This window comes from Acinetobacter sp. WC-323 (assembly GCF_000314615.1).
Classification (GTDB): Bacteria; Pseudomonadota; Gammaproteobacteria; order Pseudomonadales; family Moraxellaceae; genus Acinetobacter; species Acinetobacter courvalinii.
Map to the genome: position 1 here is coordinate 107,933 of NZ_AMZS01000035.1, position 13,907 is coordinate 121,839.

At 43.8% G+C, this 13,907-nt stretch carries 7 protein-coding genes and 1 pseudogene; 6 read left to right on the forward strand and 2 right to left on the reverse strand.

The window, feature by feature from the left end; all coding sequences use genetic code 11:
* Window positions 1-160: 160 nt before the first annotated feature.
* From ACINWC323_RS20535 to ACINWC323_RS12075, 4 genes and pseudogenes are all read left to right on the forward strand, one after another.
* Window positions 161-2,779, forward strand: a pseudogene (locus ACINWC323_RS20535) (Ig-like domain-containing protein); the annotation flags it as partial.
* Window positions 2,780-2,832: 53 nt separating this feature from the next.
* A complete protein-coding gene (locus ACINWC323_RS12085) occupies window positions 2,833-7,920 on the forward strand; it encodes a beta strand repeat-containing protein (protein WP_009511472.1) in 5,088 nt (1,695 codons plus the stop codon).
* A 116-nt stretch (window positions 7,921-8,036) separates the two neighbouring features.
* The gene (locus ACINWC323_RS12080; protein ID WP_009511197.1) at window positions 8,037-9,701 is read left to right on the forward strand and encodes an AGE family epimerase/isomerase; all 1,665 of its coding nucleotides are present in this window, start codon (window positions 8,037-8,039) and stop codon (window positions 9,699-9,701) included.
* Between the two features lie 19 nt (window positions 9,702-9,720).
* A complete protein-coding gene (locus ACINWC323_RS12075; protein ID WP_009511376.1) occupies window positions 9,721-11,448 on the forward strand; it encodes a CapA family protein in 1,728 nt (575 codons plus the stop codon).
* Here the strand turns inward: ACINWC323_RS12075 and ACINWC323_RS12070 are convergent.
* Window positions 11,445-12,173, reverse strand: a complete 729-nt coding sequence (locus ACINWC323_RS12070) for a zinc metalloprotease (RefSeq protein ID WP_009510768.1) — start codon at window positions 12,171-12,173, stop codon at window positions 11,445-11,447. The two genes, ACINWC323_RS12075 and ACINWC323_RS12070, sit on opposite strands and share 4 nt — an antisense overlap.
* 91 nt (window positions 12,174-12,264) lie before the next feature.
* Here ACINWC323_RS12070 and ACINWC323_RS12065 point away from each other — a divergent pair, with 91 nt between their 5' ends.
* Entirely contained in the window at window positions 12,265-12,582 is a 318-nt protein-coding gene (locus ACINWC323_RS12065; protein WP_005231903.1) for an MGMT family protein, read from the forward strand.
* 35 nt (window positions 12,583-12,617) lie between these two features.
* Window positions 12,618-13,373, forward strand: a complete 756-nt coding sequence (locus ACINWC323_RS12060) for a barstar family protein (protein WP_009511051.1) — start codon at window positions 12,618-12,620, stop codon at window positions 13,371-13,373.
* 9 nt (window positions 13,374-13,382) lie between these two features.
* Here ACINWC323_RS12060 and ACINWC323_RS12055 read toward each other — a convergent pair whose 3' ends face one another.
* Window positions 13,383-13,820 carry a universal stress protein gene (locus tag ACINWC323_RS12055; RefSeq protein WP_005231901.1) on the reverse strand — a complete coding sequence of 146 codons (438 nt, stop codon included), beginning with the start codon at window positions 13,818-13,820 and terminating at the stop codon, window positions 13,383-13,385.
* Window positions 13,821-13,907: the final 87 nt, after the last annotated feature.

Genomic DNA, 13,907 nt, shown 5'->3' on the forward strand with positions numbered 1-13,907 from the left:
TAAGTTTATTTTCTTTGTTTTGTGAGCTATTTAACATTTATTCGGTTTAATTTAAAGTAGTGTCGTGAACTCTATCACTTGAAAAAATAATTTTAACTTCAGTAATAACGTCATTAGAAATTGATTTGAAATTAATAATATATAATTGAGGAATATAATCATGTCTGAAATACAAATTATTTCCAAGGAAAGTCATAAAACCCTTGCAAATACGACGGAAAAAACAGCGACTTTACCATCTGAGGCCACGGTGGTTCTGGTTAAGATCCCTGTCAACGATATCTCAACAGTAAAAAGAGATGGTTCTAATGCCGTTATTTTACTGAAAAACGGAGAAACAATTGTTATTCAAAACTTCTTTAATGAAGGGGCGAATCTGGATAACAGCCTGGTTTTTCAAGGCGAAGATGGTCAACTCATTTGGGCACGTTTTAAAGATGCCGAAAATGATGCGGATGCAGATAGTGACGCAGATGCAGATGCAGATGCAGACACGGAAGGAGCGGTATACTTAGAAGAAACGCCAGCGGTTGTGCCAGAGGCTGCTCCTGAGGTTCCTGTTTCAGATGTGGTCTATCAACCGATTCAGTCTGTAGAACCTTTGCTTTACCATGACGGTGGTATGAATCCATGGTTGTGGGCTGTTCCTTTAGTGGCTGGCGGTATTATTGCAGCAGCAAGTGGCGGCAGCGATAGTCATGGGCGCGATAATAATAATGGTAATAATCCAGACACTACACCACCAGACACTGGTGCAGTTAAATTTAATGTAGATCCGGTGACTGCGGATAATGTCCTGAACGCGGCAGAATCAGCATCGACCGTCAAGGTGACTGGTACCTTAACCGGTATCCCTGCTGATGCAGCAAACACAGTGGTGACACTCGTCATTAATGGTAAGACTTATACGGCAACGGTAGATCCGGCAACTGGTAAATGGACTGCTGATGTGGCAGGTAGTGATCTACTGGCTGATAGTGACAAAACCATTGATGCAAAAGTGACTTTCACCGATGCGGCAGGCAATAGCAGTAACGTTACGGATACACAAACTTATAACGTAGATGTGACTGCACCAGCTGTACCAGAAATTGATCCAATTAATGGCAAAGATCCGATCACGGGGACAGCAGAACCTGGTTCAACCGTGACTGTGACCTTCCCTGATGGCAGTACCGTTCAGGTTCCTACTGATCCAACTACAGGTGAATGGACCGTACCAAACCCGGGCGGTTTAAAAGATGGCGATACGATTAAAGTTATTGCGACTGACCCAGCGGGTAACCCATCTGCACCGGGCTCAGAAACCGTGGTTATTGATAGCACACCACCAGATACAGATGGTGTTCAATTTAATGTAGATCCAGTGACCGCAGACAACGTTTTGAATGCGGCAGAATCCACTTCGACTGTGAAAATTACCGGTACTTTGACCGGTATCCCTGCTGATGCAGCAAGCACAGTCGTGACACTCGTCATTAATGGTAAGACTTATACGGCAACTGTAGATACAGCAACAGGAAAATGGAGCGCAGATGTCGCAGGTAGTGACTTGCTGGCAGATAGCGATAAGACCATTGATGCAAAAGTGACGTTCACTGATGCTGCAGGCAATAGCAGCAACGTGACCGATACCCAGGTCTATACAGTGGATACCACAGCACCAGACAATACCGGTGCAACCCTTGCGATTGATGCGGTAACTGCAGACAACGTATTGAACGCAGCAGAGTCAACTTCGACTGTGAAGGTGACCGGTACTTTAACCGGTATTCCTGCAGATGCAGCTACGACCGTTGTTACACTTGTGATTAATGGCGTGACCTATACCGCAACTGTAGATCCAGCAACTGGTAAATGGACGGCTGATGTGGCAGGTAGTGACTTGCTGGCAGATAGCGATAAGACCATTGATGCGAAAGCGACTTTCACTGATGCCGCAGGCAATAGCAGCAACGTTACGGATACACAAACTTATAACGTGGATGTGACTGCACCAGCGGTACCAGAAATTGACCCAATCAATGGTACCGATCCAATCAAAGGTACTGCAGAACCGGGTTCAACCGTGACGGTGACCTTCCCTGATGGATCAACGGTTGATGTTGAAACGGATCCAACTACAGGTGAATGGACCGTACCAAATCCGGGCGGTTTAAAAGATGGCGATACGATCAAAGTTATTGCGACTGACCCAGCAGGTAACCCATCTGCACCGGGCACAGAAACTGTAGACCTTACTCCACCGAATACAAGTAACGTTGAGTTTAGCGTTGATCCGGTCACAGCAGATAATGTCCTCAATGCAGCAGAGTCAACGTCGACTGTCACAATTACAGGTAAATTAACAGGTGTGCCAGCAGATGCTGCGAGCACTGTTGTGACGCTTGTGATTAATGGTGTGATCTATACAGCAACGGTAGATCCAGCAACTGGTAAATGGACTGCTGATGTGGCAGGTAGTGACTTGCTGGCAGATGGCGATAAAACCATTGATGCTAAAGTGACTTTCATTGATGCAGCAGGCAATAGCAGCAACGTTACGGATACACAAACTTATAACGTGGATGTGACTGCACCAGCTGTGCCAGAGATTGACCCAATCAATGGTACCGATCCAATCAAAGGTACTGCAGAACCGGGTTCAACCGTGACGGTGACCTTCCCGGATGGCAGCACTGTTCAGGTTCCTACCGATCCAACCACAGGTGAATGGACCGTACCAAATCCGGGCGGTTTAAAAGATGGCGATACGATCAAAGTTATTGCGACTGACCCCAACTTGGTGGTAACTCAATCGGCTTTGATGTACAGACTGGGCATGAGGGTACAGTGACCTTCCAATACAGTGGCTTAATTGATGCTGCATTGTTGTCAGACTATAAATTAGTGGTACAAAAATTTAATACCACAACCAATCAGTGGGAATCTATCCACGGCGATAGCGATGCTTCATTGCTTAGCTTGCACTTACTCGGTCTTGGTATCGGTAATGTTCCGGGTGTCGTACTTGAAGGTTTAGAAGCGGGTCAATACCGTGGCTTCCTGACTTACGATGGCTTATTAGGTGTAGGTGTCTTGGGTACCTTGTCTGCAACGATGGATGATTATGATCTATCGATCCCTGGCGGATACGAAGTCGGTAATGCCGAAGGTAACGTGATCCTTGATCCAGATCCAAACGGACAAGTCGATCAAATTACATCGACCACGATTGTCTCTGCTGTAAATGGTCATCCGATTGATGCCGATGGTGAAAGCTTCGATGGTCAATATGGAACGATTACCTTCCATCAAGATGGTAGTTATACCTATGTTCCGTTCGCGAATGGCTCGGGGGTGGGTCAAACAGATCAATTCACCTATACCTTGACCGATCCGGTCACAGGCGCGACCACAAATGCCAATCTGAATATTGTGTTTGATTCAATCCGTGCTGCGGACAACTTGGTGGAAGTGGAAATCAATCCACAATACCAATTGGTGGGCACAGAAACAGATTCAGCATTCTATGGTGTCTTGTTGAATGTCGGAAATCTGGTTGACCTGCAATTGCTGACTGTGGATACCGTTGATTTCAATGTCGCTGCTGGACAGGAAGGTGTTGCAACCTTTAGCTTCAATAGTCTGATTGGCGCATCGGCACTCGGTAACTACAATGTTGTATTGCAAAAATACAATGAAGTAACCGGTCAATGGGAAGCGGTGAATGGTACAGGTGACCGTTCATTATTGAATCTGACCTTATTAGGTAACACACCAACCGCGCAAATTGCGGGCTTGACCGAAGGCGAATATCGAGCGTTCTTGTCGTTCAATGGTCTGGTCGGTGGTGCAGTCGGTGTTACCCTGAACGGTGAGGTTGATCTCTACAACCCTGCGGTGATCACTGGATACGATGTTGTTGCAGCACACGGTAACCTGATCTCTGATCCAAATACCAATGGTGCAATCGACATTGCTACACCAAATAGTGTCATCAGTGAAATTAACGGTGTGGCCATCACAGGCTCTCCAACCACGGTGCCAGGCGCTCACGGTACCTTGGTGATCTATCCAAATGGTGACTATACCTATACACCAAATCCTGACAGTGCTGGTTTAGGACAGGTTGATGAATTTACCTATACCTTACGCGATCCGGCATCAGGTACCATTTCACAAGCGACCTTCTATGTTCACCTTGACAGTAAAGTTGTCGATATGAACTGGAACCCAGCGGATCCATCAGAACCTGCAACCGTAACCATTATTGCAGCAGACGATGCCGTGAATGCTGGAATTAGTGCGCAACCGCATCTTATTGAAGATGATCGTGCACTGGGCAGCGCAACTTACCTTGCATTGCTATCGTTGGCAGGTATCAACCTCCAAGCACCTTTACCATTCGTGAACAGCACAGTGAACTTCAATGTGGCGGCGGGTGAGCAAGGTACAGCGACCTTCAAATACAGCAGTCTGATTAATGAAGGCGCATTGGGCGATTACCAGCTTGTTGTACAGAAATTCAATACGGTCACAAACCGTTGGGAATCAATTACTGGTAGCAGTGAAGCATCTTTACTTAACCTTAGCGTGTTAGGTATCGGCTTGAATGCAACTCCGGGAGTGGTTCTTGAAGGTCTGGAAGAAGGACAATACCGTGCCTTCATGACCTATAACGGTCTATATGGTAAGAGTATCCTGGGCACATTGACAGGTAGCATGGATGTCTTTGATCCGACACAAGTGGATTACACAGGTGTTGCAGTAGAAGGCAACGTGATTACTGGTCTAGGTGTGGGTACCAATGCCGACTCAGTCACAGGCTACACAGTTGTGGGTTCTGTAACGTTCAATGGTGTGACAACCACAGTTGATCTCACCAATGGTGCAACCATTGTCGGTCAATACGGAACACTGCAAATATTTGCAAATGGCGATTATATCTATACACCGAATAATACCAATGCAAATCTAGGTCTGGTGGATCACTTCACTTATACCTTGTCAGATCCTTTGGGTGGCAATACCTCAAGTGCAAGTCTGGACTTCACCATTGGCAACAGTACGCCAGTGATTGCAGTTGATGACCTTGCAGTTGCCGAGATTAATCCGGAATATCTGCAAATTGGTAACGATGTTGCAGCTGGTAGTTACTTATATCTAGCGTTATTAAGCTTAACCGAGAACTTTGACTTCCAGTTGGGTGGACAAGGTGTTGGCTTTACTTTAACCGACAACACCCTAAACGATGTGACGTTCAATTACAGTGCATTAATCGACGCAAGCCTGCTTGCTGACTATGTACTCGTGGTTCAGAAATTTGATACTGCGACCAATCAATGGGTAGCCGTAAATGGTACAGGCGAAGCTGATTTACTCAGCCTTGCAGCCTTTGGTGGTAATTCAGTGACATTAGAGGGTCTGGGTGCAGGTCAGTACAGAGCCTTCATGACCTATGCGGGTAGCGGTATCGGTGTCAGCTTGCTCGGTACGCTTTCTGTTCAGAAAGATGTATTTGATGCAACTAACATCACCGGTTACAGCGTAGAAGCTGCAGAAGGTAATGTGATCCATGACATTGGTCTCAATGGACATGCAGATACTGCATCTGGTTTCAGTAGCATCACCAGCGTTGAATTCAATGGTGTGGCTCATACAGTAAATGCAACGGGTGTCACAACCATTGTCGGTGACTACGGTACCTTGTCGATCTACGCCAATGGTAATTACAGCTATCAACCAACTGCCAATGCCAGTGGTGTTGGCCAAGTCGATCAATTTACCTATACCTTGACGGATGGTGTGAATTCATCGCAAGCCACTTTGTACTTCCATATTGACAGCGATGCGGTCGATATGACCTGGAATCCGGCGGATCCTTCACAACCAGCTGATATCGTGGCTACACCTGTAGATGCGATTGATGATGTGGTGTCTGCGGGTATCGATGTCGTTCCACAAGGTCAGTTGGGTGTTGCCGTCGGTTCAGCAAGTTATCTGTTACTGGTGGGTGTGTCTGAGAACCTCAACCTTTCATTACTGGGTACACCAAGTGTGAAATTTAATATTGCAGCTGGACATGGTGCGGACGTGACCTTCTCTTACGCACCAACAGTTTCACTGTCATTATTCAATGACTACAAGGTGGTACTGCAAGAAAAAGCAGCAGATGGAACCTGGCATAACATTGATGGCGGTTCAAGCACAGGCTTACTCAACATCGGTTTATTAGGTAGTGGTGGTATTGGTGTAACAGTACCTGATCTAGGTCAGGGCGAATATCGTGCCTTCATGGTCTACACCGGTGTGGGCGTCGGTATCTTGGGTACCATGAGTGTAGTGAAAGATGATTTCGACTATACCGTTGCACCGACCAATACAGCGATTGAGGCTGAAGGCAATGTGTTAACAGGTGATTCAATTACCTTGACTACACAGGTTTCAACAGTCATTTCAGAAGTTGCTGGGGCGCCAACTGAAACCATCGGAACCAACACAACCATCGTTGGGGCTTACGGTACCTTGGTGATCTCTGCTAACGGTTCGTATACCTATACACCGAACACCACTGATTTGAGTGCGGTGGGCAAAGTCGATACATTTACCTATACCATCCGTGATGTACTGACTGGTGCGACCGATACGGCGCAATTGCATATCCAGGTCGGTTCACCTGATGCAACTGTGGTTTGGGATACAGTCAACCCTGGCAATGATGGTGTGGTTCAATTCACAGCCAATGCAGACAATGCAGTGGCAACAACAGACTTCTCGAATAGCAGAGATGCAGCTGTTGATGTCGATAGTCCGAATATTACGGTCAATCTCATTGGTTCAACTTCGGTGACTTCAAATAGCTTTACGGTAGCGGCCGGAACAGTGGCCAATATTGATCTGGCGGCAGTTTATACGGCTCAACCACTTGCGAGTTTATTGCCAACAGTCAGTTACGTGATTCAACGTAGTACTGATGGTGGAGTGACCTGGACCAATACTATCTACACTGGTTCACAAACTGCCTTGGGTAGTCTGGCAACAATTCAGGCGGGCAGTGTGGCCTTCCAGGACAATGTCGATTATCTGGCAGCGGGTCTGTATCGTGTTCAATACACTTTACAAGGCGTATCCCTAGGCGCAACTACCTTGGATACAAGTGTCACCACAACCACAATTCATCTGAATCAATACAGCTCTGAATGGATTAACGGTAACGTGTTACTCGGAGATGATATTGGTGGGGTTGCGGATACAGGTCTTCCAACACATGAAGGTTATAAACTTCAGGTGTGGGATAGCGTCGCTGGATCATATGTCGATGCGATTGGACAAAGTATCAATACCGGTAACGGTATCCTGATCATGCAGGCCAATGGTACCTATGAATACCGTCCAAATGATGTCAATGTGACTACGCATTTAACATCGGCGGATAGCATTGACTACAAGATCATTTCTGCAACAGGTGTCGAGTCGACTTCTACCTTGAATATTGATTTGACCCATACTGATTACAACCTGCTTTATACCAGTACAACTGCCAATGATACCTTCACTACAGGAACCGGATCAGATACCTTGATCTTCCAAATCCTGAATGGTAGTGCGGCATCAGCGGGTAATGGTGCAAATACAGGCGGTAATGGTGTTGATCACTGGACAGACTTTGTTGTTGGCAACACCAATACTGGTGCAGCGAACTACAATGATCAGGCAGACAAGATCGATATCCAGCATCTGTTGGATGGTGATCAAAATGCACTGAATATTGGCGAGTACCTCCGTGTAACCACAAGTGGTGGTAATACAACGATTGAAATCGATCGTAATGGTGATCCTGGTATCCTTGGTAGCAGTACGTATACACCATTGTTGGTACTTGAAGGGGTGACAACAGATCTGAATACGCTGTTAAATAACAACCAGATCATTTACTAATCCTAAAGCTTTAGCATAAAAAGAGAACCTTCGGGTTCTCTTTTTTCATTTTGAGTAGATCCTAAAAAATTGTGCTATCTTGTTTAAAACGCTTAAAAATTCTAACAACTGAAGACATGACGATTACGACGATTTCAGCACTTGAACAACTCAAACATCAACTCAGTGCTTACTTTGAAAAGGTTCAGCAACATCTGGATTTCACCGACACGGTTATTTTCTTGTCTTATGGCGAAAGAACCCAACGTTGCCAGGTCTGGAATACTGCATTGACTGAGTTACAACCTGCGCAACAGGCGTTGTTTACTTTTCTGGATAAACAATTCAACGAGCAGGGACATCTGTCAGAATTGTTAAAATTTGATCTGGCCTATAACATCCAGCCAAAGCACTGGCAGCAAATCGAACAAGACTTAAAATGCCAGTTGCATAATAATCACTATCGTAAAGGTATCAGTTTTGATCAGCACTTCCAGACCTGTTTTTTGGAACAGGAACTGTATGGCAAGGCCATCATTCGTGGTCTGAGCTATGACACGCCCAACTTTTTTGATCAAGATAACCTGAATGCCAGTATTTCAAAGAAATATCCGCATCAAGAGAGTCCGATCAAGCTCAGTGAAATTCAGCAGGTCTGGAGCTTTGATAGTCATGCCATATTTTATGAACATGGCCAACTCTTTCCTTTACACAGCCAATTCACTGAACATGGGGTACGTTACCTAACAGATGACAAAAAACAGCATTTCATGCACATGATTAAAGCTAACGCCCAGTTTCTTGAACAGCAGATTCAGGAGGATGGACGTTTTATCTATGGTTTTTTTCCAGCCTATGACCGTGACATCCGTAGCTATAACACGGTGCGGCATTGTACTTCGACCTATGCCTTGATTGAGACATTGTCACTTTTCCCACACCAGCACAGAATCGCAAAAATCCAGACAGCCATTGAATATGCCTTAAAACATTTCTATATCGAAAAGCAAAGTGGTCTGGCTTATATGTTAGATGGCGCAGATCTCAGCCAACTGAATGAAATCAAGCTGGGTGCCAATGCTGCTGCAATTCTGATGTTGAGTAAATATCAGGAAATGACAGGGGATGATCATTATCTGAAATTTGCCCAAGCCTTGGCCAACGGTATTTTGTCAATGGTCAATGATGCAGGCGAAACCGTACATGTCCTGCATTACCCAGACTATAGCGTGAAAGAAAAGTTTCGCATTATTTATTATGACGGTGAAGCGGCCTTGGCTTTATTACGACTTTATCAGCTACAGGCTGATGAAAAGCTGCTAAGTACGGTCAAGCGCATGTTTGAACGCTTTATCGAACAAAAATATGATCGTTATCATGACCATTGGCTGAGTTACTGTAGCAATGAGCTCACCAAAATTTGTCCGGAGGAAAAATATTTTCAATTTGGGATCAACAATTATCGCAGGCATCTGGTATTTATCCGCAATCGTAAAACTGCCTATGCCACTTTGCTGGAAATGATGATGGCGGCTTATCAAATGCTGTGCCGGATTCGTGATTTGGGTTTGAATGAGTTGTTTGCAAAAGCACAGTTTGAGGATTTAAAAAAGCTGATCGAGTTTCGCAGCGATTTTCAACGTACCGGATTTTTTTATCCCGAAGTGGCCATGTATATGGCCTGTCCTGAAAAGTGTCTGAATGCCTTTTATGTCCGGCATGACCGCTTCCGTGTCCGTATTGATGATCAGGAACATAATCTTTCCGGTTATGTGGCCTATGTTCAGCATTTTGAAAACTGAATCATGGAGGATGAAACCCATGCGCTCTCCTCAAGAGATCAAGATCATCAGTCGAATTGGCAATGAAAATTATCAGCATCCGCTCTGGCAGACTAAAATCGCAGGCGACTGTAGTGACTGGATTTTAGTTTATCTGGCTTTGCAAGCTATTGTTGCAGGTCAGGTGCAACTTGAGCAGAAGATAGCAATCGAGCAGCCGTTTGAACAGCAGCATCAACAGGGACAGTTACTGAAACAGGGGGCTTCTGTTTTGGTGCTATTGCAATATTGGAGTTTTACCCAAAGGCTCGAGCACAAGCAGGCACTTGGTTGTGCTTTGTTTGGCGATTGGCAGCAGGCTCAAATCCAGATGGTGCAGACTGCCCGGCAGTTTGGATTGCAACTGCCTGATCCAGACCGTCATGTACAGAATACCCTGCAAAATTTATCAGGTCTTGCCCAAGCCATCTTTAACGTGCCTGTATCCTTATTGCATACGGTATTTGTCAAAACATTCAAGCTTGCAGGGCAGCAGATTGCACCATTTAGCGCTGTATTGAGCTGTCACCAGCTCGATGCTGTTCTGATTCTCTCAAATCAGCAGCAACATTATTACTTTTCGTATCGCCATGAAAATCAGAGTCTAGGCATTTTTCATCTCTTGGATAATTTGCATCGGATTGACCATCTGCTGCCGTATTATCACTATTTTGAACCTGCTTTATTGCCTGCCAAACAGATTCAGGCCAAACGTGAATGGATCAATATCATTGGCGATACCTATTTCGGTGAGTTTTATACCCATAAAAGAAAAAACAAGGGCATAGACGATGCGCTACAACGTTATGGCTATGCGCATTCTTTTGAGAAGATCAAACCGTTTTTCCATGAAGATGAGATTAATATTGCCAATTTTGAAGCCGTATTCAACCTTGATCAAGATTCGTCGCTTAATGATAAAAAAGCCTTTATTCTGGGAGCACAGCCTGAACCGACTTTGGCCGAGTTTAAGCGCGTGCATTTGAATACGCTATGTCTCGCTAATAACCATTTAAAAGATTATGGTGAACCCAGTCTTAAACATACTTTGGCGTTGCTAAATCAAGCTGAGATTAATTTCATTGGGGCAGGGGCTGATCAACAGCAGGCGCATCAGTGCCTGCAAATTCATGCTGAACAGCAAACAGTTGCGATTTTTAATGGTTATTGGCATCGGCAGACGGCTTATCAAGCGCATGACTTTTATGCATTGGGGCAGAGTGCAGGTGTGGCGAGTATCAATGCCATTCTATTTGAACAAATCATGCAGTATCGTCAGCAATATCCACAGCATAAGATCATCGTGATCTGTCATTGGGGTGTGGATTTTAAAAGTACGCATCCTGAACAGGAACAGCTTGCACAGGTGTTAACCCAGATCGGTGCTGATCTGGTGATTGGTCATGGGGCGCATACCATCCAGCCTATTCAATATATTCAGCATAAACCCGTGATCTTCGGAATTGGCAATGGCGTATTTAATAGCAATGGCGAGTTTAAAAAGTATCAGGCTTTGCCGTATGGACTGGTGGTTCGAATCAATTTAAAGGCGCAAAGCGTACAGCTTTATCCCATCTTCACGGATAATTTACACAGCTTTTGGCAGCCTTATCCTGTAAATGGAGCACAATTCAAGCAAGCACAGGCTTTTTTAACCGGTCAGCTCAATTCGGCAGATTACAGGTTGGGACAAGATCATTTGGGTCGTTATATCCAGCTAAAATTTTAAGGATAACGCTTGTAATTCTCGAGCATGATACTGAGCTGTTCTTGGGTGAAGCCGAGATTACGTAAGCCACCGCTACCGAGTTTACAGTCATAACTGGTCATAATATTGGTTGGTGTGGCTTTGGTGGCTTTCGGCGCACAGACATGGCTTAAGCCAAAAGCATGACCCATCTCGTGTACACTGGCGGCCTGAATCTGGTAATTTAGGCGTTCCCAGTCAATTAAAATAAAAGGCTGACCCTGGTTTCTAAAGCCCCAACTGGTCACATCGGCATATTTGAGTTTATCGCCGTAGGAATCATAAATAAAAAACAGCACTTCCTTGCTTTTGCGACGGGGAAAGCAGGTTTTTACTGCACCAGGAATATTATCGGCAATCAAGGCTCTGGGCTGATTGAGTTGATTGGCCAGATCACATTTTCGTTTACTAAAGTCCTGATAAGAATAGTAGCGATGGAATTTGAACTTAAAGATTTTTTGATTGTTTTCATCGACAAAATACTGGTTCAGGATGCCCAGCTCTTTATACATTTGCTTTTTGCTATCAAAGGCTTGGGCTTCAGGACGATTGGTGGTAAAAATAAAACTGACATTGACTACAGGCAAGTCATCTGAAGCACCTGCGTGATATTCATAAGGCGTGATTTTTACAGGTGATTTTTGTGTGGTACAGGATGCACTAAAGACCAGACAGCATACTGTCAGTGCTGTGAATTTTAACCGCATTGTTGTTCTCTCAAGTCGTAGCATTTTAATTATTGTGTCTAGCGTTTTCGCATGATTTTTATCATCTTAGCAGATTTTTATAGGTTGTATTGTGCAAGATACCAATGAACTACATCGACAAATCCTGGAAGTGATTGCGCTGATTCCATATGGCAAAGTGGCAAGTTATGGACAAGTTGCCAAGTTGGCGGGCTTGCCTAAACATGCGCGTTTAGTCGGTTATGTGCTCAAGCATTTAGACAAGCAAAGTGAAATCCCGTGGTATCGTGTGATTAATTCTCAAGGAAAAATCAGTGTAACTCGCATCAATCAGCGTGGTGAAAATGTTCAACAGATGTTATTAGAACAAGAGGGAATCTATTTATTAAATGGCAAGGTCAGTTTAAAAACCTTTGGTTGGCAGCCTTAACTTTTAAATGAGCACATTTTATCAGTGAAACATACATGAAAATTGAATTTGTAAAAAATGATCATGAAAATGAATTAGATACCGTGCTTTATGGTTTAAATGTAGATCAATATCAATATGATCAAGAAAAGATTATTTTTCATAATTGTCTCAATCCACAAATAACTACAGAAATGGAAGCGTTGAAATTATTCACTAGAACGAAAAAAGATTATCTCTTTGGACTCTATTTAAGCTGTCATCAAGAGAACATCCATGAAAAGATGAATGATCAAATATATTTTCCCTTTGATTTCGCATATCAAAATAATGATTTAATTATTTTTTATTCTTTTGATGGAGAGGAGAACACAGAATTGGAGTTAAATGAGTTCTTTAAGAGAAAAGAGCTGATTTATAAATATTTAAATGGTGAGTGTGGTCAAAAATATTGGTTTGCTCTCAGTGATTTTGAGAAGAAATGCTGGTTAGATATTGCTTATCTAAAAGCTCAACTAGCGCAAATGGAGGATCGTATTGTTAAAGAAATTATTTTGGATGGGGCGTATATAGAGTCTGAATTAGATTTATATTGCCATATCGGGGAGGAGGTTGGTGGTGTGTTAGGTTACATGGGCTGTAATTCTGCAGCATTAAGGGATTGTTTAACTGATGATGAGATTAGACCAACTCAGTATCCTTTACACATCGTATGGAAAAATTTTGAATATTCATTAGAAAAATTTAACCAAGATGATATTCAGTACTTCATTGATCTATTATCTCAAAATGCTAATTTGAAAATTTGCTGATTGTACCTATCAACGCACAATCAATACTGGAATATGGCTTTCAGCCAAAACTTTCTGCGCCACGCTACCCAAGACAAACTGTTTAAAGCCTGTACGACCATGAGAACCCATCACGATCAGGTCAGCACCTAGGTTTTGCGCTGCGCCAATAATTTCCTGATGGACGGCAAAGCCTTCTAGGATTTGTGTGGCCACCGTCAGGCCATGCTCTTCAAATTTTTGCTCGGCTTTCGTTAAATTATCCTGAACATAACCTCGAACACGTTCAATCAAATCATTGCTTTGACCCATACGGATATAAGCATCTGCCAGATAAGGATCAAGTGCCATGACTTCAACCACAGTCACTTCACTGTCTAAGGCCTTCGCCAGTTGAGCTGCTTCACGAATGACATTCGCAGCAATTTCGGAGTCATCGATCGCAACTAAGATTTTTTGATAAGCCATGTTGTTACTCCTTCTATTTATGATTTTGCATTGAATTGAGTCAATAAAATTTGCTTAATATATGAGCTATGATTCTATTCTAGACCT

Bases quoted from the DNA above. Each gene is read 5' to 3' on its own strand.
- ACINWC323_RS12080 (WP_009511197.1), top strand. From the start codon at position 8,037: ATGACGATTACGACGATTTCAGCACTTGAACAACTCAAACATCAACTC.
- ACINWC323_RS12075 (WP_009511376.1), top strand. From the start codon at position 9,721: ATGCGCTCTCCTCAAGAGATCAAGATCATCAGTCGAATTGGCAATGAA.
- ACINWC323_RS12070 (WP_009510768.1), bottom strand. From the start codon at position 12,173: ATGCGGTTAAAATTCACAGCACTGACAGTATGCTGTCTGGTCTTTAGT.
- ACINWC323_RS12060 (WP_009511051.1), top strand. From the start codon at position 12,618: ATGAAAATTGAATTTGTAAAAAATGATCATGAAAATGAATTAGATACC.
- ACINWC323_RS12055 (WP_005231901.1), bottom strand. From the start codon at position 13,820: ATGGCTTATCAAAAAATCTTAGTTGCGATCGATGACTCCGAAATTGCT.